The 24840-nt window shown below is 71.3% G+C and carries 22 protein-coding genes and 1 pseudogene; 12 read left to right on the forward strand and 11 right to left on the reverse strand.

The features are described from left to right. Window positions 1-416: 416 nt before the first annotated feature. The 6 genes and pseudogenes from ACIHAD_RS24175 to ACIHAD_RS24200 all read left to right on the forward strand — a co-directional run bounded on the left by ACIHAD_RS24175 (window position 417) and on the right by ACIHAD_RS24200 (window position 5467). A complete protein-coding gene (locus ACIHAD_RS24175) occupies window positions 417-632 on the forward strand; it encodes a hypothetical protein (protein ID WP_397356865.1) in 216 nt (71 codons plus the stop codon). A 1-nt stretch (window position 633) separates the two neighbouring features. After that, on the forward strand, window positions 634-1284 hold the full coding sequence (locus ACIHAD_RS24180) for a hypothetical protein (RefSeq protein ID WP_397356867.1): 651 nt from the start codon (window positions 634-636) through the stop codon (window positions 1282-1284). 61 nt (window positions 1285-1345) lie between these two features. Beyond that, window positions 1346-3043, forward strand: a pseudogene (locus ACIHAD_RS24185) (molybdopterin dinucleotide binding domain-containing protein); the annotation flags it as partial. A 1-nt stretch (window position 3044) separates the two neighbouring features. Continuing rightward, on the forward strand, window positions 3045-3656 hold the full coding sequence (locus tag ACIHAD_RS24190; protein ID WP_397356868.1) for an HD family hydrolase: 612 nt from the start codon (window positions 3045-3047) through the stop codon (window positions 3654-3656). Between the two features lie 120 nt (window positions 3657-3776). Then, window positions 3777-4598 (forward strand): Rieske 2Fe-2S domain-containing protein, encoded by an 822-nt coding sequence (locus ACIHAD_RS24195; RefSeq protein ID WP_397356869.1) that lies wholly within the window; start codon window positions 3777-3779, stop codon window positions 4596-4598. 29 nt (window positions 4599-4627) lie between these two features. Beyond that, window positions 4628-5467 (forward strand): NmrA family NAD(P)-binding protein, encoded by an 840-nt coding sequence (locus ACIHAD_RS24200; protein WP_397356871.1) that lies wholly within the window; start codon window positions 4628-4630, stop codon window positions 5465-5467. Here ACIHAD_RS24200 and ACIHAD_RS24205 read toward each other — a convergent pair. From ACIHAD_RS24205 to ACIHAD_RS24215, 3 genes are all read right to left on the reverse strand, one after another. Continuing rightward, the gene (locus tag ACIHAD_RS24205; protein ID WP_397356872.1) at window positions 5464-5694 is read right to left on the reverse strand and encodes a hypothetical protein; all 231 of its coding nucleotides are present in this window, start codon (window positions 5692-5694) and stop codon (window positions 5464-5466) included. The genes ACIHAD_RS24200 and ACIHAD_RS24205 overlap by 4 nt on opposite strands. Before the next feature lie 53 nt (window positions 5695-5747). Continuing rightward, on the reverse strand, window positions 5748-6680 hold the full coding sequence (locus ACIHAD_RS24210) for an SPFH domain-containing protein (protein WP_397356873.1): 933 nt from the start codon (window positions 6678-6680) through the stop codon (window positions 5748-5750). A 94-nt stretch (window positions 6681-6774) separates the two neighbouring features. Then, on the reverse strand, window positions 6775-7563 hold the full coding sequence (locus ACIHAD_RS24215; protein ID WP_397356874.1) for an ABC transporter ATP-binding protein: 789 nt from the start codon (window positions 7561-7563) through the stop codon (window positions 6775-6777). Between the two features lie 68 nt (window positions 7564-7631). Here ACIHAD_RS24215 and ACIHAD_RS24220 point away from each other — a divergent pair, with 68 nt between their 5' ends. Next, window positions 7632-8357, forward strand: a complete 726-nt coding sequence (locus tag ACIHAD_RS24220) for a hypothetical protein (RefSeq protein WP_397356875.1) — start codon at window positions 7632-7634, stop codon at window positions 8355-8357. Window positions 8358-8362: 5 nt separating this feature from the next. Here the strand turns inward: ACIHAD_RS24220 and ACIHAD_RS24225 are convergent, their stop codons facing one another. Further along, complete coding sequence (locus ACIHAD_RS24225) at window positions 8363-11044, reverse strand: protein kinase (protein ID WP_397356876.1); 2682 nt, start codon at window positions 11042-11044, stop codon at window positions 8363-8365. Between the two features lie 181 nt (window positions 11045-11225). Here ACIHAD_RS24225 and ACIHAD_RS24230 point away from each other — a divergent pair, with 181 nt between their 5' ends. Beyond that, complete coding sequence (locus ACIHAD_RS24230; RefSeq protein WP_397356877.1) at window positions 11226-11897, forward strand: hypothetical protein; 672 nt, start codon at window positions 11226-11228, stop codon at window positions 11895-11897. Window positions 11898-11905: 8 nt separating this feature from the next. Here the strand turns inward: ACIHAD_RS24230 and ACIHAD_RS24235 are convergent, their stop codons facing one another. Continuing rightward, a complete protein-coding gene (locus ACIHAD_RS24235) occupies window positions 11906-12523 on the reverse strand; it encodes a response regulator (RefSeq protein ID WP_397356878.1) in 618 nt (205 codons plus the stop codon). Next, window positions 12520-13638 (reverse strand): GAF domain-containing protein, encoded by a 1119-nt coding sequence (locus ACIHAD_RS24240; RefSeq protein WP_397356879.1) that lies wholly within the window; start codon window positions 13636-13638, stop codon window positions 12520-12522. The genes ACIHAD_RS24235 and ACIHAD_RS24240 overlap by 4 nt, the downstream gene beginning before the upstream one ends. Before the next feature lie 112 nt (window positions 13639-13750). Between ACIHAD_RS24240 and ACIHAD_RS24245 the strand changes: the two genes are divergently transcribed. The 4 genes from ACIHAD_RS24245 to serB all read left to right on the forward strand — a co-directional run bounded on the left by ACIHAD_RS24245 (window position 13751) and on the right by serB (window position 17386). Next, entirely contained in the window at window positions 13751-14407 is a 657-nt protein-coding gene (locus ACIHAD_RS24245) for an SDR family NAD(P)-dependent oxidoreductase (protein WP_397356880.1), read from the forward strand. Next, entirely contained in the window at window positions 14404-15414 is a 1011-nt protein-coding gene (locus ACIHAD_RS24250) for an S-adenosylmethionine:tRNA ribosyltransferase-isomerase (RefSeq protein ID WP_397356881.1), read from the forward strand. The genes ACIHAD_RS24245 and ACIHAD_RS24250 overlap by 4 nt, the downstream gene beginning before the upstream one ends. A gap of 96 nt (window positions 15415-15510) precedes the next feature. Then, window positions 15511-16089, forward strand: coding sequence for a hypothetical protein (locus ACIHAD_RS24255; RefSeq protein ID WP_397356882.1), 579 nt, complete (start codon window positions 15511-15513; stop codon window positions 16087-16089). A gap of 79 nt (window positions 16090-16168) precedes the next feature. Continuing rightward, a complete protein-coding gene (gene serB / locus ACIHAD_RS24260) occupies window positions 16169-17386 on the forward strand; it encodes a phosphoserine phosphatase SerB (protein ID WP_397356883.1) in 1218 nt (405 codons plus the stop codon). On the opposite strand, the gene ACIHAD_RS24265 is transcribed toward serB, so the two are convergent. The 5 genes from ACIHAD_RS24265 to ACIHAD_RS24285 all read right to left on the reverse strand — a co-directional run bounded on the left by ACIHAD_RS24265 (window position 17376) and on the right by ACIHAD_RS24285 (window position 24828). Beyond that, window positions 17376-19493 carry an FUSC family protein gene (locus ACIHAD_RS24265; RefSeq protein WP_397356884.1) on the reverse strand — a complete coding sequence of 706 codons (2118 nt, stop codon included), beginning with the start codon at window positions 19491-19493 and terminating at the stop codon, window positions 17376-17378. The two genes, serB and ACIHAD_RS24265, sit on opposite strands and share 11 nt — an antisense overlap. Before the next feature lie 15 nt (window positions 19494-19508). Then, complete coding sequence (locus ACIHAD_RS24270; protein WP_397356885.1) at window positions 19509-19976, reverse strand: SixA phosphatase family protein; 468 nt, start codon at window positions 19974-19976, stop codon at window positions 19509-19511. A 285-nt stretch (window positions 19977-20261) separates the two neighbouring features. Then, entirely contained in the window at window positions 20262-22574 is a 2313-nt protein-coding gene (locus ACIHAD_RS24275) for a sodium-translocating pyrophosphatase (RefSeq protein WP_397356886.1), read from the reverse strand. A 1476-nt stretch (window positions 22575-24050) separates the two neighbouring features. Continuing rightward, entirely contained in the window at window positions 24051-24476 is a 426-nt protein-coding gene (locus ACIHAD_RS24280; protein ID WP_397356887.1) for an ATP-binding protein, read from the reverse strand. Window position 24477: 1 nt separating this feature from the next. Continuing rightward, window positions 24478-24828 carry an STAS domain-containing protein gene (locus ACIHAD_RS24285; RefSeq protein ID WP_043629845.1) on the reverse strand — a complete coding sequence of 117 codons (351 nt, stop codon included), beginning with the start codon at window positions 24826-24828 and terminating at the stop codon, window positions 24478-24480. Window positions 24829-24840 lie beyond the last annotated feature (12 nt).

Below are 24840 nucleotides of genomic sequence, written 5' to 3' on the forward strand. Positions count from 1 at the left end.
AGCAACCTGCGAAGAAACTTAAATCTTCCCTTGCTCGATGTATTGCAGCATCACGGAACGCGGAGGACGATCGACCCAGGAGGGTTCTCGACCGACGAGGGGAGGCCGGGATGACGAAACGGCCCCGCCCGTCGGACTCTCCGCTCACGATCGGGCGCCCGCGCGAGGGCCGCCTCACCGGCAACGGAGCCGTCCCGGATACGAATGTCCGCCCCAGGGAGGCCGCTTGCCGGAAGGACCGTCCCATCGCCTGAGAAAGCGTCGCGACTGTCGCTCATCGGAGCACGAAAAAGAATGCCGGGCCGAGACCGGATCCGCGTTCGCCGCATATGGGCTGCCACCCTGCGGCGGGACGGGACCCGACCTGCGGCCCGGCGAAGAAGCCACCTCTGGAAATGCCGCGAAAGGGGTCTTCTATGTACTCACAAGGTACCAAGGGGCTCGGCCGAATCAAGTCCCGGATCCGGGAACTGATCGCCTGGACGGACCGCGAGATCTGCATGGAGCCGGACGAGTTCGCCATCTACCGGGGCTGGACCGTCACCAGCACGGGCTTCGGCGCCCGCCTCTACCGTGACCCACGCTTCGACCAGCTCACGGTGACGTCGTTGGTGCCCGAGGAGGTGTCCTGAGGTGTCGAGGAACCCGCGCAACCAGATCTACCCGGCCAACGAGGACCTCCCGGGCGCGGGCGGCGGCGGTCCGCTGGTACGGCTCTGGCGCGTCCGCAGCGAGCTCATGGTGCTCGGCCTGCTGGGGCTGTTCGTCCTGGCCCTGCTGGGGGCCACGCGGGACGGCCACTGGGTGCCCTTCGTCCTGCTGAGCAGCGCCGTCTCCGTGCCCGCCGCCACCAGGACCGGCCGCAACTGGGCCGTCGCCCACTTCTGGTGCGTGGTCTCCCGGCACCGCCTGCAACGGGTCTGCCTGGAGACCACCATGCACACCCGCGCGGGCCGGATCCCGCTGGTGCTCTGGATCACGCCGTCGGCCAGGGGCGAGAAGGCACTGGTCATGACGCGGGCGGGCATCTCGGCCGAGGAGTTCGAGGCGTACGCCGAGGAGATCGCGGCGGCCTGCTGGGCCAGGAGCGCCACCGTCCACAAGCACCGCGATCGGGCTCATCTGCTGGTCGTGGAGATCGTGCGGCGGGACGAGCTGCCCGGCGTGACCGCTCCCGGCCTGGAGCGCCTGTACGGCCGCCGCTCCTGGACGCCGCTCGGGTCCGACCTGAAGGAGCCGCCCGATCTGCGCACACCCTTGGCGTTGCCGCAGGTAGGCCGATGACCTGCCCATGACATAGGGAACCGCAGGAAGCACTCCCCGGGAACCGCGGGGGCTCCCGGGGGAGCAGGGCCTCGGCCGGGTCACCGAGCGGTACGGGCGTCAGGCGGTCGCGATCTACCTGGGCAACCCCAACGCCCACACCATGGCCGGCGCCCTCTACGCCGGGCCGCTGGTCAAGGCGCTCGGCACCCGGAACCTCTTCACCGCCGCCACCGCCGACCAGATGCCCAAGCACGTCGCCAGCGGCCTGATGTTCGGCCACCCGCTGGCCGTCCCGGTCCCCGACCTGGACAGGACCGACTTCCTGCTCATGCTGGGCGCCAACCCGCTGGAGTCGAACGGCTCGCTGTGCACCGCCCCCGACTTCCCCGGCCGGCTGAAGGCCCTGCGCGGGCGCGGTGGCCGGGTCGTCGTGGTGGACCCGCGCAGGACCAGGACGGCCGCGCTCGCCGACGAGCACGTGTTCGTCCGGCCGGGCACGGACGCGTACCTGCTGTTCGGGATGGTCCACACGTTGTTCGCCGAGGACCTGGCCAGGCCGTGGCACGAGCTCAACGGGCTGGCCGAGGTGCGCGAGGCGGCCAAGCACTTCCCGCCCGAGGCGGTCTCCCGGCGCACCGGCGTCCCGGCCGCGACGATCGTCCGGCTGGCCAGGGAGCTGGCCGACGAGATCGAGACGCCGGGCGAGGGTCAGGTCAGGATGCTGGTCACGGTCGCGGGCAACCCCGTGCTGTCCGCGCCGCACGGTGACCGGCTGGAGGCGGCCTTCGCCGGGCTCGACTTCATGGTGAGCGTCGATCCGTATCTGAACGAGACCACCCGGCACGCGCACGTCGTCCTGCCGCCGCCGCGCGTCCTGCAGTCGGGGCACTACGACTTCGCGCTGCTCGGGTTCGCCGTACGCAACTACGCCCGCTACTCGCGCCCCGCGCTGCCGCTGGACGGACGCCCCGGCGAGGCCCAGATCCTGGCTAGGCTCGCCATGATCGCGTCCGGCCTGGAAGGGCGGGAAGAGGACCTGGACGAGTTCCTGATCGGCGAGACGCTGCGCAAGGCCGTGCAGACACTCGGTTCCGGCGTGGAGGGACGCGACGTCGCCGAGCTGCGGGCCGAGCTGGACGGCGAGACGGGCGGCGAGCGCAGGCTGGACCTCATGCTCAGGCTCGGCCCGTACGGCGAGTGGGCCGGCAGGGGCGACCTGTCGCTGCGCAAGCTGCTCGACCACCCGCACGGCCTGGACCTCGGCGCGCTGGAGCCCCGGCTGCCCGAGGTGCTGAAGACCGCCTCCGGCGTGATCGAATTGGCCCCGCCGCAGCTCGTCGAGGACGTCGAGCGCCTGCGCGGCAGGCTGGAGGAGGAGCCGCCGGAGATCGTCCTGATCGGACGGCGGCACCTGCGCTCCAACAACAGCTGGCTGCACAACGTGGGCCCGCTGGTCGGCGGCACCAACACCTGCACGCTCCAGATCAACCCCGCCGACGTGGCCAGGCTCGGCCTGGCCGGCCGGGCCGTGGTCATCTCGGCGGCGGGCAGCCTCACGGTGACCCTGGAGCCCACCGACACGATCATGCCGGGCGTGGTGAGCCTGCCGCACGGCTGGGGGCACGCGGACAGCACGCAGCGGGTGGCGGCCCAACACGCCGGGGTCAACGTGAACGTGCTGACGGACGAATCCGACCTGGATATCCCAAGTGGTAACGCAGTGTTCAACGGAGTTCCGGTCACGATTTCACCAACCGGGGTGATCACCGCACATTAGGGTGTCGCGCGTGACTATCGCGCCAGAAGAGGACCGCCTGAACGCCCAGATCGCCTTCGCCGTCGAGATCGACAAGTTGAAGCGGGTCATCCGCCGCAACCATCTGATCGACGGTTCGCGGCGGGAGAACACCGCCGAGCACTCCTGGTACGTGGGCACGCTGGCGATGGTCCTCGGCGAGCACGCCCCGCCGGGAACGGACCTCCAGCGGGTGGTGGCCATGTTACTCGTGCACGACCTGGTCGAGATCGACGCCGGCGACACCTTCGTCTACGACCACGTGGCGGTCGCCGCCCAGGCCGCCGCCGAGACCGCGGCGGCCGACCGGATCTTCGGCCTGCTCCCCGGCGAGCAGGGCGCCCGGCTGCGGGAGCTCTGGGACGAGTTCGAGGCCAGGGCGACGCCGGAGGCCAGGTTCGCCAAGGCGCTCGACCGGTTCGCGCCGATCCTGGCCAACCACCACACCGAGGGCGGCACGTGGCCGCTGTTCAAGGTGACGGCCGGCGAGGTCAGGGAGAAGGTGCGGATCATCCAGGAGGGGTCGCCCTCCCTCGGCGCGTACGCGCTGGAGCTGGTAGAACTCTCCGTGGCCAGGGGACACCTCTCCGAGTGATCCCGTCGAGGCCGGGGTAGGGGACTTGTCGTGAAAGAGACAGTGCGAGCGAGACGTCGGCAATTGCGGGGTTTCGTCGGTCCGGTTGACCTCGCCGATCGACTTGAGAAGTCGAAGGCCATGGACAAACCGATCCGCGGGCTGGCCAAGGTCGTACGGGAGCGCCTGCGTCAGGGCGCCCTGCGCGATCTGCTGCACGGCGTGCCCACGGGCAAACCGCTGCACCCGCCGCTGGCCACGGTCACCCTCGGCTGCTGGCTGTCGGCCGCCGTGCTCGACCTGGCCCACGCCGATCCCAGGGCGAGCAGGCTGCTCCTGGCCACGGGCATCGGCAACGCGCTGCCCACCGCGGCGGCCGGGCTGACCGACTGGTCCTCGCTCCACCGTGAGCAGCAGCGCGTCGGGTTCGTTCACATGGCCGCGAACATGGCCGCCCTGGGCCTGATGTCCGCCTCGCTGGTGGCCCGGCTGCGCGGCGCCGAGCGGGCCGGGCGGGTCCTGTCGTACGCGGGGCTCGGGCTCGGCGGGCTGGGCGGCTACCTCGGCGGCCACATGGCCTACCGCCAGGCCGCGGGGGCCAACCACGCCCCGCAGATCACGCATCTCGTACCGCTGGGCTGGCACGACCTGTGCCCGCTCAAGGACCTGCCCGACGGCCGGCCGGTCGCCCGCCGGCTCGGCTACATCCAGCTCTTCGTGCTGCGCCAGGGCGACGGCGTGACCGTGCTGGCCGACCGCTGCCCGCACCTGGCGGGCCCGCTGCACCAGGGCCGGCTGGTCATGGAGGACGGTGAGGCGTGCGTGGTCTGCCCGTGGCACAGCAGCACGTTCCGGCTGGCCGACGGCTCGGTGAAGCACGGCCCCGCGACCGCTCCCGCGCCCATGTTCGAGACCCGCATCCGCCGCGACGGCACGATCCAGGTACGGCCGGGCTTGACCTGAAGTCGACTTGAGGTCTTATCGTCGGGCCCATGAGCAAAATTCTGGTGACCGGCGCGACCGGGAACGTCGGCAGTCATGTGGTCTCCCAGCTCGCGGACGCGGGCCTCGACGTGCGAGCGCTGGTCAGGAACCCCGACAGGGCGCGGCTGCCCGCGGGCGTGGAGGCGGTGCGCGGCGACCTGACCGTGCCCGAGTCACTTGAACCGGCGCTGCGGGACGTCGAGAGCGTCTTCCTGCTCTGGCCCGGCTACTCCGAGGCGGCGATCGCCGGCGCGGTGACGGCGATCGCCAGGCACGCCCGCCGCGTGGTCTACCTGTCCGCCGATGTGGAGGACCTGGCCGACGGCGAGGAGCCGACGCTGTTCCACCAGAGCGTCGAGCGGCTGATCCGGCATTCCACGCTCTCCTGGACGTTCCTGCGCCCCGGCGGCTTCGCCGCCAACACGCTGGGCTGGGCCGGCCAGATCAGGCAAGGGGTCGTGCGCTGGCCGTTCGGGCAGGCGGTCAGGGCGCTGATCCACGAGAAGGACATCGCCGCGGTGGCCACGCACGTGCTCACCTCCGCCGGGCACACGGGCGGCAAGTACGTGCTCTCCGGCCCCGAGCAGCTCAGCCAGGCCGAGCAGGTGCGAATCATCGGCGAGGTGGCCGGGCACGAGGTGCGCTGGGAGGAGCAGCCGCTGGACGAGGCCCGCGAGCACCTGATGGCCGCCTGGGGCGACCCGGGCTTCGTGGAGGGCGCGCTGAAGGGCTGGGGGGCGGCCGTCCACAGCCCCGAGCGGGTGACCGACACGGTGGAGCGGCTGCTCGGCCGGCCCCCGCTGACGTTCCGCCAGTGGGCCGAGGACCACGTGGCGGACTTCCGTTAGTCGTCCCCGGCGGCTTCGTCGGCCGGGTGCTCCACGAGTGCGAGGATCCGGCTGGACATGAAGCGGGCCGTGCGTACGGGCGTGCCGCTGCGGGTGACCTCGCTCACCTCCACCAGTCCGCGCCGGTTGGCCACCTCGACGCGCCGACCCGCGCGGGTGGCCGTGACCTCGTAGGTTCGCGGGGTGCCGCCCGCGTCGATGACGATCTCCACCCGATCACCCTTCATGTACTGATTTATACCCACTTAGTCCGGTATTTATCCGCACATGTGTTTGAGTCTTATCCTTCGCGATCCTTCGGGGCGGGCGGGGGCGGGGCGAACAGCCCGCCCAGCCCCTCCAGCACCTTGCCCATCTCCGAAGGCACGATCCAGAGCTTGTTGGCGTCGCCCTTGGCGATCTCGGGCAGGGTCTGCAGGTACTGGTAGGCCAGCAGCCGCTGGTCGGGGTTCCCGTCGTGGATGGCCTTGAACACCATGCCGATCGCGTCCGCCTGGCCCTTGGCCCGCATGGCCTGGGCCTCGGCGTCGGCCTGCGCCCGCAGTACGGCGGCCTCCGCCTCTCCCCTGGCACGCAGCACGGCCGCCTGCTTGTCGCCCTCGGCGGCCAGGATCGCCGCCTGGCGCTGCCCCTCGGCGGTGAGGACGGCGGCGCGCTTGTCCCGGTCGGCGCGCATCTGCTTCTCCATCGAGTCCTGGATGGAGACGGGCGGGTCGATGGCCTTCAGCTCGACCCTGTTCACCCGGATGCCCCACTTGCCGGTGGCCTCGTCGAGGCTGCCGCGCAGTTCGGTGTTGATCTCCTCGCGGGAGGTCAGCGTGCGTTCCAGGTCCATGCCGCCGACCACGTTGCGCAGCGTGGTGACCGTGAGCTGCTCGACGCCGATCAGGAAGTTGGCGATCTCGTACGTGGCCGCCTTGGGATTGGTGACCTGGAAGTAGATGACCGTGTCGATGGACACGACCAGGTTGTCGGACGTGATCACCGGCTGCGGCGGGAACGAGACCACCTGCTCCCGCAGGTCGATCATTTCCTTGATGCGGTCGACGAACGGCACCACCATGTTGAGCCCGGGCGTCAGCGTGCGGTGGTAGCGCCCCAGCCGCTCGATGACGGCGGCCGTGGCCTGCGGGATGATCCGGATGCTGCGGGCCACCACGAAGCCCATCGCCGCGACCACGACGAGGGCGACGACGAGCTGCTCGGTCGACATGGCGACGCTCCGAAGTCGAGGGGACCGACTCGGTGCATGATATTTCGTTTCACCTTTAGGCGACCGATATCCGCATAAATGGCGATCAGTGAGGTCAGTGTGCCCTGGCGTACCAGCGGCCCTCGGCACTCCTGTCGAGCGTCAGCGGCACCCCGAACGTCTGGGACAGGTGGTCGGCCGTCATCACGTGTTCCAGCGGCCCCTGCGCCACGACGGACCCGTGCCGCAGCAGCAGCCCGTGCGTGAAGCCACTCGGCACCTCCTCGACGTGATGCGTCACCAGGACCAGCGTCGGCGAGCGGTAGTCGCCCGCCAGCGCCGACAGGCGGCGTACCAGGTCTTCCCGGCCGCCCAGGTCGAGCCCGGCGGCCGGCTCGTCGAGCAGCAGCATCTCGGGGTCGGGCATGAGCGCGCGGGCGATCTGCACCCGCTTGCGCTCCCCCTCCGACAGGGTGCCGAACCGCCGCCTGATCAGGTGGGCCGCGCCCATCATGTCGATCAGCTCGACGGCCCTGGTCACGTCGTTGGAGTCGTACTCCTCCGTCCAGCGGCCCATGATGGCGTACGACGCGGTCAGGACGAGGTCGATGACCTTCTCCTCCGGCGGGATGCGCTCGGCCAGCGCGGCGCTCGCCAGCCCGATGCGCGGCCGCAGGTCGAACACGTCGGTCTGCCCCAGCCGCTCGCCCAGCACCTCGACCGCGCCCTCGGTCGGATAGAGCAACGTCGCCGCGACCTGCAACAACGTGGTCTTGCCCGCGCCGTTGGGACCGATGACGACCCAGCGCTCGTCCTCGTTGACCGTCCAGTCGATGCCGCGCAGCAGGGCCGCCCCGTCGCGCCTGACGGCGACGTCCTGGAGCCGCAGCACCTGACCACCCATCCCCGTTCCCTCCTTTGGACTCACCCTCGGGACAAACCTATTGCAGGGCGAGCGCTTATCGTGGATCGGTGCGCCCTGAATCACCTGTCTGTCCCTCACTGGTCGCCTGGGGCAACGCGTGGCTCTCCGGTCATGTCGGCCTCGACGAGGCGGCTGACCACGTGGAAGCCGTCGCGGGGCCCGTCGTGGCCGGTGACGTCCCGCTGCGTAAATACCTCGCAAACCTCCGGTCCGACGGTCTCCACGAGTTCCGGCTCGCCCTTCCCGCGCCCGGCGACCCGCTGGGCCTGTCGGGGCCGGCGGCGTTCAACTCCTCCGCGGTCGACGCCGGGCAGGCGGCGGTCGCCGTGCTCAGCGACCGGCGGCTCGGGCTGGTGCCCGTCCCCGACCTGCGCGGGTCCTCGTACGTGGGGACGCGGCTGGAGGTGCACGACGCCGGACCCGTACGCCAGGACCTGCCGTCGCTGGCCGAGGCCGAGCACGAGCTGTCGTCCGCCATGCGCGCCGCCACCGAGGCGCTGACCGGCGTCGACGGCCCCGCCCAGGCGCGGCCCGACCGGCCCCGGGACGAGAGCTCGGGCGGCGAGCTGGCCCCCGGCTACCCGGCCCGCGCCCACCGCGTCTCCACGCTGGCCACCCGGCTGGCCGCCGTCCTCGTCCTGGCCGACGACCGCGGGCTCACCTCGACCCAGATCGCGGCCAGGACCACGGCCCTGCGCGACCTCGACCGGGCCGTCCGCCGCGCCCTCGTGGCCGCCCACCACGCCATCTTCGAGCCGGTACGCCACTCGTAGGCGGCTCAGGACCCGGCGTCCCGCTTCGGCTTCCAGACGCGGATGACCTTGTCCTTGCCGGCCGACACGACGACCGGGTCACCGCCCGAGGGGACGATCCCGACCGCGTACACGCCGCGCTTGTGGGCCTTGACCGGTTTGCCCAGCGGCTTGTGGGTGTCGGGGTCCCAGAGGCGGATGGTCCCGTCGGTCGAGCCGGACAGCAGGACCGTACGGCCGCCCAGGGTGCCGAAGGACAAGGAGTAGACGATGTTCTTGTGACCCGCTAGAGGTGAGCCGATGGTCTTGCCGGTCTTCGGGTCCCAGATCCGGATCTTCCGGTCCTTGCCGCCGGACGCGACCACGATCCGGTCGCCGAGCCTGCCGGTCGTCACCGCGTACACGCCCTTCGCGTGCCCCTTGTACGCCTTTCCGTACGCCTTGTGGCGGGTGACGTCCCACAGGCGCAGGGTGGCGTCCTCGCCGGCGGACACGACGATCGCGCGGTCCCCGAGGTGCGTGGCGTTGAGCCAGTTCACGGACGTGCGGTGGGCCTTGATCGTCCTGCCGGTCGCCTTGCGCTTCTTCAGGTCCCAGAAGCGCAGCCAGCCCTTGGCGTCCCCGGTCACGGCGATCCACTTGCCGCCCGCCCTCGTCAGCGCGACCGAGTAGACGGCGTCGCCGTGCCAGCCGAGGACCTTGCCCTTGTGCGTCTTGAGGTTCCACAACCGGACGCTGCCGTCGTAGCCGCCGGACACCGCCATGGGGGTCTTGCCGATCATGACGGCGGCCACGGCGTACACCTCTTCGCTGTGGCCCTTCATGGTGGCCAGCGGCTTGTGCTTGCCGAGGTCCCACAGGCGTACGCGACCGTCCTGGCCGCCGGACACCAGCCAGGTCCTGCCGTCGCCCAGGGACAGGGCCGAGATCGTCTGGACGCCCTTGGTGTGGCCCTTGAGCGACTTGCCGTCCTGCTTGCCCAGGGCGGCGACGGCCTGCGACGGCGGGATCGTCTGGGTGGGGGTGGGGGTTGGCGTGAGCGCGGAGCTCGGGGCGAGGGTGGACGGCGGGGTGGGTTGAGTGGTGGGTTGAGTGGTCGGCTGGACGGTGGGCAGGCCGGGGCTCGGGGGGATCGTCTCGGTGGCCCCGGCCGCGTTCGGGGTCGGCGGGGTTTCCGGGCCGAACATCGTCGGGCCCAGGAACAGCACGCCCCCGGCCAGCGCGAGCGCCACGACGAGCGCGCTGGACACCATGATCGCGCGTCTGCGCCTGGCCTTGACCTCGTCGGGGCGGTCAACGGCGGGGGCGTGCCTGAAGAACGCGTCGTTGCCGCTCGCGGCCGGCTGGGGGCGCGCGCCCATGGGGTAGGGCGGCGGAAGCCGCTGCGGCGGGCCGTAGTGCGTGGGGGGCGCCTGCCGTACGTACCGCGTGTCCCCCTCCTGCTCCCGCCCCGCCTTTGGCCCAGACGACCCCACCACCGGTGCGCCGGACACCGGCGACCCCACCGACGGCACACCGGGCACGGGCGACCCCACCGGCGGCGCGCCGGGCGCAGGCGGCCTGGGCCCGCTCGGACCAGCCGCCGGCGCGCCAGGCGCAGACGGGCCGTGGCCCGGCGGGCGCCCGCCAGGGGCCACAGGAGGCGGAGCATAGGACGCCCCCGACGGATTGGCCCACCCGGTCGGCACAGGCGCCACCTGCGGCCCCGGAAGCCCAGAACCTGAGACCGGGGGGCCCGGGAGCGAGGGGCCAGGATGCCCTGGATCCGGGAGCGGGGGGCCCGGGAGCGGGGGCGTCGTAGGTGCGGGACGTGGAGGCGTGGGGGTGGGGTGGGGGTGGTTGGCGGCCAGTTGGGAGCCGGTGTTGAGGGCGACCTCGTCGTCGAGTTCGACCGCCGCCCCCTGGTTCTCCAGCAGGGCGAACAACGCGTCCGCCGCCGTCGGCCGGTCCTCGGCCCGCTTGCTCAGGCACGCCTGCACCAAGGGCCGCAGCTCGTCGGGCAGCGCCGACAGGTCCGGCTCCTCGTTCATCACCCGGTAGATGACCGCGGGCAACGTGTCCTGGCCGAACGCGGGCCGCCCGGTGGCGGCGTACAGCATGGTGAGCGCCCAGCTGAACATGTCGCTGGCGGGCCCGACGCGCTCGGCCGAGATCTGCTCCGGCGACATGTACGCCGGCGTCCCCACCACCCCGCTGCTGATCGTCACAGCCGAGTCCAGCGCCCTGGCGATGCCGAAATCGATCACGCGCGGCCCGTCGGTCCCGACCAGCACGTTGCTCGGCTTGAAGTCCCGGTGGACGATCCCGGCCCGGTGGATGGCGGCCAGCGCGGTCACGGTGCCGACGGCCAGCCGGTACAGCACCCCGCCCTCGCGCGGCCCCTCCCGCTGCACCACGACCTGCAACGACACCCCGTCGACCAGCTCGCTCACGATGTACGGCTGCTCGCCGTCCATGCTGGCCCCCAGCACCTGCGCGGTGCAGAACTGGGCGACCCGGCGCGCGGCGGCGACCTCGCGCAGGAAGCGTTCCCCGTCGAGCCCGGGCCGGTTGAGCAGCGTGTTCAGCAGCTTGATCGCGACGAGCCGCCCGTCGGGCCCCTCCGCCTTGAAGACGACCCCCTGGGCCCCCTTCCCAAGGCGCTCCAGCAGCCGGTAGACGCCCAGTGAACGCGGATCACCGGGCTGTAACGGGTGCGTCTCCGGCACCTGGTCCTCCCCTTGCGCTAAGTCCCCCGATAAGTCCCCCGATCGCAAGCGTGATGAGCCATGCGAACACCCGCAAGCCATCCCAAGTCACGAAAGATCATCGCTCTTTGCGAAAAATTTGCCCTACGCAATAATCACGGAGAAGATCGGGGATTTCCAGCACCGTAGGGGGAGCCGTCACATGCGCAAGAGCTTCAGCCTGTTCTTAGTCAGCGGCCTGGCCGCCGTGCCCTTGGTGACCCCGGCCCAGGCGGAGGCCGCGACGACCACGACCGCGACGACGACCACGACGACGACCACGCGTACGGTCGCGGCCCAGGCCAAGCCGTTCTCGAACTTCAAGATCTCCGTCAAGTACAACAACCGCACCAGACGCGGCGGAAAGATCACGTACTACCTCAAGGCGAAGAACCTGGGGCCGTACTACGCCGACTATTACTGGATCGGCGGACAGGTGCCCAAGGGCGTCGTGCCGACGCTGCGCTGGGGAGCGCCGAAGGGCACCAAGTGCACCTGGGAGGGCCGCTGGTTCTGGTGCTGGGGCAAGTTCGTCCTGCAGAAGGGCAAGACGGACTGGCTGAACTTCCAGGTCACCATGAAGAAGGGCACCAAGGGCGTGGCCGTCGCCAAGCTCGGCGTCATCGCGTACGACGTCGACCAGGGCATGGAGAACATCGACAAGGAAGAGCTCAAGCGCCTCGGCATCAAGGGCTACTACTGGCTCAAGACCGCCAAGACGACGATCGTGACCCCGCCGCGCAAGCCCACCAAGCGCTGGACGCCGCCGCCTCCCGTCAAGGAGTACAACCCGCCGGCCAGCCACGAGGAGTCGAACAAGAAGAAGGACACCTGATCGGCTGATCAGGCCAGGCCGTGCCGTACGGCGTACAGCGCGGCCTGGGTCCGGTCCTGGACGCCCAGCTTCATCAGCACATTCGACACGTGGGTCTTGACCGTCTTCTCCGCGACGGCGAGGCTCCGCGCGATCTCCCTGTTGGACCGCCCGGCCGCGATCAGCGCGAGCACCTCGCGCTCGCGCTCGGTCAGCGGCGCCGGCCCCGGCCCGGCGGCCGCGGGGGCGGACAGCATCGCCTCGGCCGCCTCCTGCGCGAGCAGCACCTGCCCGTTGTGCACCGCGCGCACGGCCTGGACCAGCGCGGACGGATCGACGTCCTTGTAGAGGAAGCCCGAAGCCCCCGCCCGCATCGCCGGGCCGACGTCGGACCGGTCGCTCACCGACGTCAGCACCACCACCCGCGTGGCCGAGCCGGTCAGGCGCTCCAGCGCGCCGAGCCCGTCGAGCATCGGCATCTTCAGGTCGAGCAGCAACACGTCGGGCGTCAGCTCACCGGCCAGCTCGACGGCCTGCGCGCCGTCGGCCGCCTCGCCGACGACCGTGATGTCGTCCTGGAGGTCGAGGAACGTCCGCAGCCCCTGCCGGACCACCGGATGATCGTCGGCGATCAGCACCCGGATCACACGCCCACCTCCACGCGTACGGTGGTCCCCTGGCCGGGGGCCGAGGAGACCGTCATGCCACCGCCGACCGACTCCGCCCGGTCGCGCATCGACACCAGGCCGAGGCCGTGCGACCCCTCCTGCTCGAAGCCCTCGCCGTCGTCGTGGACGGTCAGCGCCAGCAGCCCGCCCCCGAAGACCAGGCGTACGGAGACCCGCGAGGCCCCCGAGTGCCTGAGCGCGTTGTGCAACGCCTCCTGGGCCACCCGCAGCACGGCCACCTCCACCGGCGAGTCGAGCGGCGGCAGCTCGTCGCACTCGAACGTGACCAGCGAGGGGTGGAGCCGGTCGAGCATGCGTACGTGCTTGCGCAATGTCTCGGCGAGCCCATGGCGGTCGAGCTCGGCCGGACGCAGCTCGACGATCACCGCGCGCAGCTCCGACAGCGCCTCCCCGGCCAGCCGCTGGACGCGCTCCAGCTCGGCGCGCGCCCTCTCGGGGGCCTTGTCCAGCATGGTGGCGGCGGCCTCGGCGGTCAGCCTGAGCGAGAACAGCTTCTGGGTGACCGCGTCGTGCAGCTCGCGGGCCACCCGGTTGCGCTCCTCCAGCATGGCCAGCTCGCGCCCGCGCTCGTAGAGCCTGGCGTTGGTGAGCGCGATGGCGGCGTGCGCGGCGAAGAGCGTCAGCAGTTCCTGGTCCTCCTGCGTGAAGCCGCCGGGGGTGCGCTTGTTGGCCAGGAAGATGATGCCGATCACCTGCTCGGCGTCGCGGATCGGGACGCCGAGGAAGTCCTTCATCACCGGGTGCGCCTTCGGCCACCACTCGAACCGCGGGTCCTCCCGCAGGTCGGGCAGCCGGGCCGGGGTGCCTTCGCGGAGCATCGCGCCGAGCATGCCGTGCTGCCTGGGCAGCGGGCCGATGGCCTCCCACTGCTTGTCGGTGATGCCCTCGGCGACGAACTCGGCGAACGAGCCGTCGTCGTCGGGCACGCCGAGGGCGGCGTAGCGGGCGTCGAGGAGGCGCTGCGCCGACCGTACGATGACCTGGAGCACCTCGCGGACCGACAGATGGCGGGTGACCGCGAGCACGGCGGAGCTCACCGCCTGAAGGATCTCGTCTCGATCGGGTGAGCTCACGGACCCACTCTAGGGTCCCGCTCCAGGGGCGGAGTCCTAGGACGATGTGCCCAGGCGGAGGCGGGCCCTGCGCCCGATGCCCGCGCGGCGCGCCGATCCTAGCGTCGAGGGCATGACGAACACCGCTCTCATCACCGGCGCCTCTCGCGGCCTCGGCCTCGCCCTGGCGAGGTCCCTGTCGGAGGCGGGCTGGACCCTCGTGCTCACCGCCCGCGGCGCGGACGAGCTGCGCCGGGTCGCCGACGAGCTGGGCGCCACCGCGATCCCCGGCGACGTGACCGACCCCGAGCACGTCGCCCGGCTGGGACGGGCCGCACCCGAACTGGACCTCCTGGTCAACAACGCCGGCGACCTCGGGGTGACCCCGCTGCCGCCGCTGGCGGGCTACCCGCTGGAGGCGTTCAGGGTCCTGCTGGAGACGAACGTGACCGCGCCGCTCGCGCTGGTCCAGGCCACGCTGCCCGCCCTGCGAGCGGCCGGCGGGGCCGTGGTCAACATCACCTCCGACGCCGCCACGGGCGCCTACGAGGGCTGGGGCGGCTACGGCGCGACCAAGGCCGCCCTGGAGCAGCTGTCGAACGTGCTGTCCGCCGAGGAGCCCGGCGTGCGGGTCTGGTGGGTCGATCCCGGCGAGATGAACACCCGCATGCTCGCCGACGCCGTCGGGGCCGAGGAGGCGTCGTCGGCCACCGATCCCGCCAAGGTGGCCGCGGCCCTGCGCGACCTGGTCAGGTCCCGGCCGGCCAGCGGGAGGGTGAGTCTGCAATGACGGCGCTGCTGGACTTCGCGCTGCCCGCCGACCTGTCGGCCCACGAACCGCCCGAGGCGCGCGGGCTGGCCAGGGACGGCGTGCGCCTGATGGTCTCGCGCGGCGAGGCCGAGCCCGCCCACCACCGGTTCGGCGACCTGCCCGGACTGCTCGACCCCGGCGACCTGATCGTGGTCAACAACTCGGCGACGTTGCCCGCGGCGGTCCGGCTCGACCGGCTCGCGGTGCACTTCTCGACCGCCCGCGAGGACGGCACCTGGCTGGTCGAGCTGCGCCGCAGGACCGCCAAGGCGTCCGAGCCCTACGGGGGCGGCGAGCCGGGCGAGTGGCTGCCGCTGCCGGGAGGGGCCACGCTGCGGCTGATCGAGCGGGAGACGCCGCGGTTGTGGCGGGCGCGGCTGGACCGGGACGTGCCGGCGTACCTGCGCGAGCACGGCCGGCCGATCCGCTACTCGTACGTGCCGGCCGACTGGCCCATCGACGCCTACCAGACCGTGTTCGCCACCGTGCCGGGCAGCGCGGAGATGCCGAGCGCGGCCCGGCCGTTCACGCCCGAGCTGGTCACCGCGCTGGTCTCGCGGGGCGTGACGATCGCGCCCGTCACGCTGCACACCGGCGTGGCCTCGACCGAGAAGGACGAGCGGCCCTACGCGGAACAGTACGAGGTGCCCGCCGCCACCGCCCGCCTGGTGAACCTGGCCAGGCGGAACGGCGGCCGGGTGGTCGCCGCCGGCACGACGGTCGTACGGGCCCTGGAGACCGCCGTGGGCGTGGACGGCCAGGTCAGCGCCTCCTCCGGCTGGACCGGTCACGTCGTCACCCCGGCCGTCGGCGTACGGGCGGTCACCGGGCTCATCACCGGCCTGCACGAGCCGCGGTCCAGTCACCTGCTCATGCTGACGGCGATCGCGGGCGAGAAAGCGCTGGCGCGCGCGTACCAAGAGGCGCTGCGGAAGGGATATCTGTGGCACGAGTTTGGCGACACGCACCTGATTCTGGATAAATAAGCTTTACACGGATTTTGCCCTCGTGATAGGAACAGCCGACATTTACGGGGGCTTGTTCGTGTGCGTCCCCGTGCCACTTCCTCACCGGAGACGTTAATGCGCAACTCCCTCACTAAGGTCGCTTCGCTGGCTTTGCTGGCCGGCGCGCTGATTGTCCCGGCGGTTCCCGCCTCCGCCACGACGACGACCGCCGCCGCCCACACCGCCAAGGTCGCCGACGACCCGTTCGCGGTCTTCGACATCAACCTGAAGGCGTCCAAGACCGCCAAGGCGGGCGGCCAGATCAAGTACAGCCTCACCGCGACCAACACCGGCCCGTACTCGGCCGACGCCTGGTTCGTGGGCGGCCAGTTCCCGAAGGGCGTGGACCTGCGGAAGATCCGCTACAACGCCCCCAAGGGCACCATCTGCGCCCTCGACGGCCGCGCCCTGTACTGCAGCGTCCCCTACGTCATGGAGAAGGACGACTGGGTCCGCCTGGACTTCTACGCCAAGCTGAAGAAGAGCGCCAAGGGCACGCAGAAGGCGACGCTCGGCGTGATCACGTACGACGTCCAGCAGGGCATGTGGGACCAGGAGAAGGGCACGTGGTCGCTGGCCCAGGAGGAGCTTGAGCGCCTCGGCATCCCCGAGCACGGCTACGCCAAGACGGCCAAGACCAGGATCGTCCGCTAGTACCGCGACCGCTGCGCCCGTGTCCGAATGGCGAGCCTGCTGCGCGGGCACCGGACCGGGCGCAGTACCGTGGCTGGATGTGGACCAGCGCACCCTCCTGATCACCCTGACCGGCCCCGACCGGCCCGGTGTCACCTCCAGGCTCTTCTCCGTGCTGTCCGGGTTCCCGGTGACGGTCGCGGACATCGAACAGGTCGTCATCCGCGGCAGACTCACGCTCGGCGTGCTCGTCGCGTACGCCGGCGGCCCGTCCACCGGCACGGGCACCACCCTCGGCGCGATGTGGACCGCCGTCGAGCGGGTGGCCGAAGACCTCGGCATGGAGGTCGAGCTCTCCACCGGCTCCCAGACCAAGGAACAGCGCCGCCGCGGCCGCCTGTCGGTCAGCGTGCTGGGCGCCACCCTCCAGCCCGCCGCCATCGCGGGCATCGCCGGCCGCATCGCCGCCGCCGGCGCCAACATCGACCGCATCGAACGCCTCGCCCAGTGGCCCGTCACCTGCATCGAGCTGTCCGTCTCCGGCGCCAACCCGACCGCTCTGCGCGTCGAGCTGGCCGCCGAGGCCGCCGCGCAGGAGGTCGACGTCGCAGTCCAGCGCACCGGCCTGTCCCGCCGGGCCAAGCGGCTCATCGTCATGGACGTCGACTCCACCCTCATCCAGGGCGAGGTCATCGAGCTGCTGGCCGCGCACGCCGGCTGCCTCGACGAGGTCGCCCGGGTCACCGAGCAGGCCATGCGCGGCGAGCTCGACTTCGCCGAGTCGCTGCGCCGCCGGGTCGCGCTGCTCGAAGGGCTGCCCGCCGAGGTCTTCGAGCAGGTGCGCCAGGAGGTCGTGCTCACCCCCGGCGCCCGCACCCTCGTCCGTACGCTCAAGCGCCTCGACTACCGCTTCGCCATCGTCAGCGGCGGCTTCACGCAGATCACCGACGCCCTGGTCGAGGAGCTGGGCATCGACTACTCGGCGGCGAACGTCCTGGAGGTCATCGACGGGAAGCTCACCGGCCGCGTCGTCGGCGAGATCGTCGACCGGCCGGGCAAGGCCCGCGCCCTGGAGCGGTTCGCCAGGGAGGCCAGGCTGCCCATCTCCCAGACGGTGGCCATCGGCGACGGCGCCAACGACCTCGACATGATCGCCGCGGCCGGGCTGGGCATCGCCTTCAACGCCAAGCCCGTCGTCCGGGAGGCGGCCGACACGGCGGTCAACACGCCCTACCTCGACTCGATCCTCTACCTGCTGGGCATCTCCAGGGACGAGGTCGAGGCCGCCGACGCCGAGGACGGCGTGCTCACGTCCTGAACCGTGCGGTGACCTCGGCGGCCAGGTCGAGCGCGTCCTTGCAGAGCGACCTGAGCGCCGGGTGGGCGGTCACCGCGTGCCGCAGCCTCCTGCGCACCGCCGTGCCCTCCCCCGCCGCCGCCTCCTCCATCAGCGAGCTGACCTCCCGCGCCACCTCGTCGAGCTCCGACTCGAACGCGTCGGCCGCGGGCGGCGGCTCGCTCTCCCGTACGGCCTGCCCCACGGCGTCCAGCCGGTCGGCCACCGCGTCCAGCACGCCCGCGGTGGCGTCCGAACCCTGCTCGGCCCCGCGCAACACGGCGCCGAGCAAGATCGCGTCGTCCCTGAGCTTCCTGGCCAGCGTCAGCGCGGCGCGCAGCTCGGCCGGCGCGCTGCCGCCCGGTTCCTTGTCCAGCTTGTCCAGCGACTCGCGCAGCCGGTCGGCCGCCGTCCCGGCGCACTCCGTACGGTCGGGCAGCTGGTCCGGGTCGCGTTCGGCCAGCGTGCGGATGAGACGGGCGTGCTCGCGCAGCAGCTCGGCGGACAGGCCGCGCAGCCGTCCGGCCTGGCCGCGCGGCCACAGCAGCCGCGCCGCCGCCAGCGCCAGCACGCCGCCGCCCGCGGTGAGCGCCAGCCTGATCCCCGCCGCCTCCCAGTCGAGCCTGGTCGAGAAGTCGGTGAGCATCATGGCCAGCGGCGTCGCGAAGATCGACCAGTAGCCGTAGCTCACCTCGCGCAGCGCGAACCCGAGCGTGCCGAACACCAGCACCGTCCCCACGATCGTGTACGGCCCCGGCACCGCCGCCAGGATCAGCGCCGCCCCCGCCGCCCCCGCCACGGTGCCCGCCACCCGCAGCACCACCCGCTCGACCGTGTCCCCGTAGGTGGGCCGCACCGCCAGCAGCACGGTGAACACGAACCACTTGCCGTACTGCTCGTGCACCCCCAGCATCAGCGCCATCGCCACGGCCGCGGTGACCCCCAGCCGTCCGGCGTGCCCGGGCCCGGCGCCTCCCGTCGGCGGCTTCCACGGCAACCGCCGCCCGGAGCCTCCCGGCGGCGGCCTCCACGGCAACCGCGGCAACAGCCGGCGGCCCGCCGGAGGCTGCCAGGGCGGTCGAGGCAGCAACCCGTGGCCTGCCGGGGGCACGTGCCGGGCGGCCAGAAGGCCCACCGTGCGCACCCCCACCGCGATCCGGTCGAGGCAGCGCCGGGCCTGCCCGAGCACCGCGCCGCTGCGCAGCGCCGCCGGGTCGCCGCCCGGCTCGCGCGCGGCCAGGCGCTCGGCGTAGTCGGCGGTGACGGCCAGCGCCTCCACCACCCCGGCCCGCCGCCCGTCCGCGGCCTCCCGCAGGTCCGCGGCCAGCGTCGTGGCCACCTCGTCGATGCCGTCCTGCTCGTCCGGGGCCGCCGCGCGCAGGGCGCGCAGCGCCACCGTCTCGTGGAAGATCCGGACCAGCGCCTTGACGTACGCGTCGGCGGACCTGCCGGTCACGTCCATGCTCTCGAACGCCGCCGACGCCGTGGCCGCGGCGCCCAGGGCCTTGGACGCGCGTTCTCTGAGGCCGTCCCAGTCGTCGCCGGCCAGCCCGTCGAGCAGCCCGGCCGTGGCGTGGACGGCCTCGTCGAGCGCCGTCGTCAACGGGTCGAACCGGCGCAACGGCCACAGGGCCAGGGCGAGCACGGCGTACAGGAGGCCGCCGAGCACCATCAGCTCGGGCGGCCCGAAACCCGCGGGCACCGCCAGGTAGAAGCCGGTGACCAGGGCGAACGCGGGCGGCGTGCCCACGGTACGCCACCTGCCGCCCGCCGCGGCGACCAGCCCGAGCGCCAGCACCGCCCACCAGGGCCGGTCCGCCAGGTACAGGCCCAGCCAGCACCCGCCGGCGATCAGCACGATCTTGACGGCCATGAACCGGGCCCGCGCCGCGTACGGCTGCCCGTACGTGTCCCCGAACGCCGTCAGATACGCCCCGAGAGCCAGGAAGGCCCCCGACTGCGGCCTTCCCACCAGCACCCCGGCCAGCAGCGGCCCGGCCACCGCGAGCCCGCACAACAGCCCGTACCCCCAGGGCGGACGCGCGGGCAGCGAGAAGCCGGCACGCAGCGCTCTGGCGGCCCCCCGCATAGGCGTCGTCCCCGGTCAGTGCTCCTTGGGATCCCAGTGCGTGACCAGGCGTCCCTCCCCCGGCCACAGGTCTACCCACGCGGCCTCCACCTGGATCACCGCGAACGCCCCCGGCCGGAAGCCGTAGTCGCCGCCGCCCAGTTGCAGGGCCAGCTCGTGCACGGCGGGATTGTGCCCGCACAACACGACCGTGCCCAGCTCGGGGTCGCTCCTGCGAAGCAGTTCGAGCAGTTCCTCCGGATAAGCCTGGTAGATGTCGCGCTCGAAGCTGATCTCCACGCCGGGGAAGGCCAGCTCCGCGGTACGCCTGGTCCGCAGCGCCGGGGAGCAGAGCACCGCGTCGGGGCTCAGCCCGGCCGCCCTGATCTCGTCACCGGCCCGACCGGCGTCCCGCTCACCGCGCTCGGTCAGCGGACGGTCGCGGTCGGCGAGACCGGGCACCTGCGCGGCCTTGGCGTGGCGGAGCAGTATCAGGGTCCGCATCACGTCATCCCCTCGACGCCCAGATCCCGAGCCCCACGATCACGGCCAGGATGGCCAGCATCGCGAGCAGGATCAGGCCCAGCGTCTTCCCGCCCGAGGGCCGGTTGTCGTCTTCCACCCGCCCAGTTTCCCACCGCACCCCCAAGCCCCCACCCTCACCCCACCGCCCCCTCCCGCCTCGCGCGGTCCCGGCCTCGGAGACGTCCCCTGGGTTCCGTTTCCTCCCGCCCCCTGCACGCGAAGACGCCCGCCCCGGACCGGGGCGGGCGTCTCGTGAAGCAGCCGTTACGACGCCACGGGCTCGTGCTCGCGGTCGTTGTTGGCCGGCTCGCTCGTCACCGACCTGCGCTTGGAGATGATGATGGCCACGACCACCACCGCCACCGCCACCACCGTGATGCCGACCCGCAGCGCGGCGTTGCCCGCGTACAGGACGACGGCCGGCGCGACCAGCAGCGCGACCAGGTTCATCACCTTGATCAGCGGGTTGATGGCCGGCCCCGCGGTGTCCTTGAACGGGTCGCCGACCGTGTCGCCGATGACCGTCGCGGCGTGGGCGTCGGAGCCCTTGCCTCCGTGGTGCCCGTCCTCGACCAGCTTCTTGGCGTTGTCCCAGGCGCCACCGGAGTTGGCCAGGAAGACGGCCATCAGGGTGCCGCAGGCGATCGCGCCGGCCAGGAACGCGCCGAGCGGCGCGTACCCGAGCGCGAATCCGACCGCGATCGGCGTCATCACCGCCAGCAGGCCGGGCGTGGCCAGCTCGCGGAGCGAGTCGCGGGTGCAGATGTCCACGACGCGGCCGTACTCGGGCTTCTCGGTGCCGTCCATGATGCCCGGCTTGTTGCGGAACTGGTCGCGTACCTCGAAGACCACCCGCATGGCCGCGCGGCCGACCGCCGAGATCGCCAGGCCGGAGAACAGGAACACCACCGCCGCGCCGACGATCAGCCCCACCAGGACGTTGGGCTGGTCGATGCTGAGGCTGAAGGTCGAGAAGGCGCCCAGCGCCTCCTTGATGTCCTGTCCGGCCTTGGAGAGCTGGTCCTCCACCGCCGTACGGAACGCGCCGAACAACGCCGTCGCCGCGAGCACGGCCGTGGCGATGGCGATGCCCTTGGTGATGGCCTTGGTGGTGTTGCCGACGGCGTCGAGGCTGGTGAGCACCCGCGCGCCCTCGCCCTCGACGTCGCCGGACATCTCGGCGATGCCCTGGGCGTTGTCGGAGACCGGTCCGAAGGTGTCCATGGAGACGATGACGCCGACCGTGGTCAGCAGGCCGGTGCCGGCCAGGGCCACCGCGAACAGCGCGATCGTGACGTTCCCGAACCCGAGCAGGAACGCGCCGTAGACCGCGCCGCCGATGATCAGCGCCGAGTAGACGGCCGACTCCAGGCCGACGCTGATGCCGGCCAGGATGACGGTGGCCGGGCCGGTGGCCGAGCTCTCGACGATCTCGCGCACCGGACGCCGGGTGGTCTCGGTGAAGTAGCCGGTCAGCAGCTGGATCGCGCTGGCCAGCACCAGGCCGATCAGCACCGCGCCCACCGCGATCAGACGCGGGTCGGCGTCGGACGTGACGGTCGAGCCCGACAGGGCGCTGAAGCTGCTGGGCAGGTACCAGAAGGCCGCCGCGGCGACCAGCACCGCCGAGATGGCGGCCGAGATGAAGAAGCTGCGGTTGATCGCCGCCATGCCGCTGCGGTCGCGGTCGCGCAGCCCGGTGACGAAGATGCCGATGATCGCGGTCAGCACGCCGATCATGGGCACGATCAGCGGGAAGATCAAGCCCTGCTCGCCGAAGGCCACCTTGCCCAGGATGAGGCTGGCGACCAGCATGACCGCGTACGACTCGAACAGGTCGGCCGCCATGCCCGCGCAGTCGCCGACGTTGTCACCGACGTTGTCGGCGATCGTCGCGGCGTTGCGCGGGTCGTCCTCGGGGATGCCCTGCTCGACCTTGCCGACCAGGTCGGCGCCGACGTCCGCGGCCTTGGTGAAGATGCCGCCGCCGACTCGCATGAACATCGCCAGCAGCGCCGCCCCGAACCCGAAGCCTTCGAGAACGTGGGGCGCCTCGCCCTGGTAGATGAAGACCACCACGGCCGCACCGAGCAGCCCGAGGCCGACGGTGAACATTCCGGCGACACCGCCGGTGCGGAACGCGACGCGCATCGCGAGCTTCTCGCCCGACTCGTTGGCCGCGGCGGCGACGCGCACGTTTCCGCGCACCGCCAACCACATGCCCATGAATCCGGTCAATGCGGAGAACACCGCACCGACCACGAAGAAGATCGAGCGACCGACGCGTACGTCCATTTCGCCCGGTAGCAAGAGCAACAGGAAGGGAATGACGATCACGAAGATCGCCAATGTGCGGAATTGACGCGTGAGATAGGCGGCCGCGCCTTCCTGCACGGCTCGCGCGATGTTCTGCATGCGTTCGGTGCCCTGGCCGGCGGACAGCACCTCGCGTACGAGGCCGCCGGCGACGGCTAGCGCGATCAGCGCGACCGCGGCTACCACGATCACGATGGTGAGGTTGTTACCGCTCAGGGACAGATTGGGCGCTGGCGCCAATGCCAGCATGTGCCTGCTCATCGTTCTCCTCGGCAAGACCGGTCCTGCCCGAACGGTGCGCGGATTTCTCGGCGGGCGGGTGCGGCACCATCCGGGTTGTGGGTGCCGCTTCCGGTTGAATCCGCGGGTTCCGCCGGATCACCTTGGCCGGTGCCGGGAGTCTACGCAGGCACTGAACGGATATGAAGGCTCTCGGGGCGGCTATTTGCGCGGGCGTTCAGTAATCCCCAGACAGCAGGCCGGTTTGCGATCTGACAGGCGAAATTTCCTCGGGTTTACGGGCATGACAACCCCGCAAATCGGACCGCCCGAAACCCAGATTTAACCCAACGACACGCCGACCCCACCCCGCCAGCAACCCCACGCACCACCACGCCGCCCACAACCCGAGCCCCCAGCACGAGTCAGCAGCACCGCTTCACAGCGTCGGCTCCACAGCGCCAGTCCACAGCATCGCCCCCAGCACACGCAGCATCACGCTGCCGCGCCCGGAGCACACGCAGCACCGCTGACAGCGCAACCTCCCAACCCGGCCCGCAGCCCCGACCGCGAGCATCGCGAGCAGGCCACCCGCCAACACCACCCGCAGCACACCTCAGCGCCTCCTGGCAGCCCCGGTAGCTCCCATTAGGCGGTGTGGCGGGAACGCCAACCAGCCGGCGAGCGCCCTCACCCGCTGGATCTCGACGCCCCGCAGCACCGCGTCACGCCTCCCTCCAGCCACCGCCAACCGATCAGCTTCGGGAGCCATGCCCCATGCCGTCCCCGGCGCAGGCCACCTGCCCCCAAACCGACTATCCCCCGCCTATCCACAGCCTGTGGACAACTGTCCGCGGCCTTCCACAGGCGTCGCCGAAGCGAGCAAGGGTCCCGCGGCCCTGTCATGCCGCCCCCTCAGGCCACGCCAAAGGAGTCCAAGCAACCAGATACGACGGACCAGCATCTCAGCGCCCGGAACACCCCAGAACCACCTGGCTCACCAAACCGCGCCGAGCCCGCTACGAAGCCTGCCACGCACAGTGGGCCTCCGCACCAAGGTGCGCCTCCACCGCACTGCGCCTTCACGCCAGCCCAAGAACGGCAGCCTTGGCAACTCTCCGAGGGAGAGCCCAGGCATCTCGCCGCAGCGCGTACCGGCTGGGCGTGGCGACGGCGGGCATCTTGCCCGCCTAGAGACCCCACACCATGCGGCGCGGGCCCCTCGCACTGCTCGGCACCACGCCGGACCGCCCGCGCCGGACCCCGCAGACCCGCACACACGCTGCAGCCCCGTCGCAAGGCCAGCTCAGGCCGCCCGGGCGCGCCGACAAAACAGCCGACGCCCAACAGCCCCGGCACCCTCATAAGGGCACACAAAAGCACGACGCGACCCGACAGGGAGGAAGGCATGCCACAACCGGGCACCCCCTCATCCCCGTCTATCGCCCCTTGAACCACACCCGACCAGCTCGAACACAACCCCTCAGAATGCAAGGGACCGATCCAAGCGCCGTCAGGTCAGGAACCCGCCCCGTTGGAGGCGGGCCAGCTCATCCGGATGTTCGTCCCCTTGGGGCTGGGGAGGACCTCGACGTCATCGGCCAGACCCGAGATGACGGCGATGCCGAAGCCTGACATGAACGAGTCAGAGAGCATGCCCAGATCGAGCGGCTGCTCCTGTTTGATCTCGTCACTGGGGGCCAGATCGCTGACCGTGACCTCGAAACGCCCGGAGTCGTCACGTAGCTCGATGCGGATGGGCTCGCCCGGGCAGTGAAGTCGATGCGCCTCGACCGCCCGGGAACATGCCTCACCCACGGCAAGCCTGACTTCGTCCAGCAGCGATTCCTCGACGCCGGTACGACGGGCGATCGCCGTGGCCACCAGCCGGGCGGTCCGCACATGCGCGGGGAGAGCGCTGAACGTCAGCTCGACGGTAGCCATGCTACTTGTCTTTGCCGTGAGCTTCCTTGGCCTCGTCGACGGAAGCATAAATCCCGAAGACCTTGGTCAGACCAGTGATGCGGAAGATCTTGAGGATGCGCTCCTGGGTGCACACCAGCTCAAGCGAGCCGTCGTGCGCCCGGACCCTCTTGAGCCCTCCGACGAGCACTCCCAGCCCCGTGGAGTCGAGGAAGTCGACCTTCTCCATGTTCACCAGAAGGTGGAAGTTGCCCTTGTTCACCAGGTCGATGAGGAGCTCACGCAATCTCGGCGCCGTGTAGACATCGATCTCACCCTCGACCTCCACGATGGTGAGTCGGTCTTCGGTGCGGTGATCCAACTTCAGATCCACAGATCCTCCAGC

The sequence above is a fragment of the Nonomuraea sp. NPDC052265 genome (assembly GCF_044547985.1).
In the GTDB taxonomy this organism is placed as follows: domain Bacteria; phylum Actinomycetota; class Actinomycetes; order Streptosporangiales; family Streptosporangiaceae; genus Nonomuraea.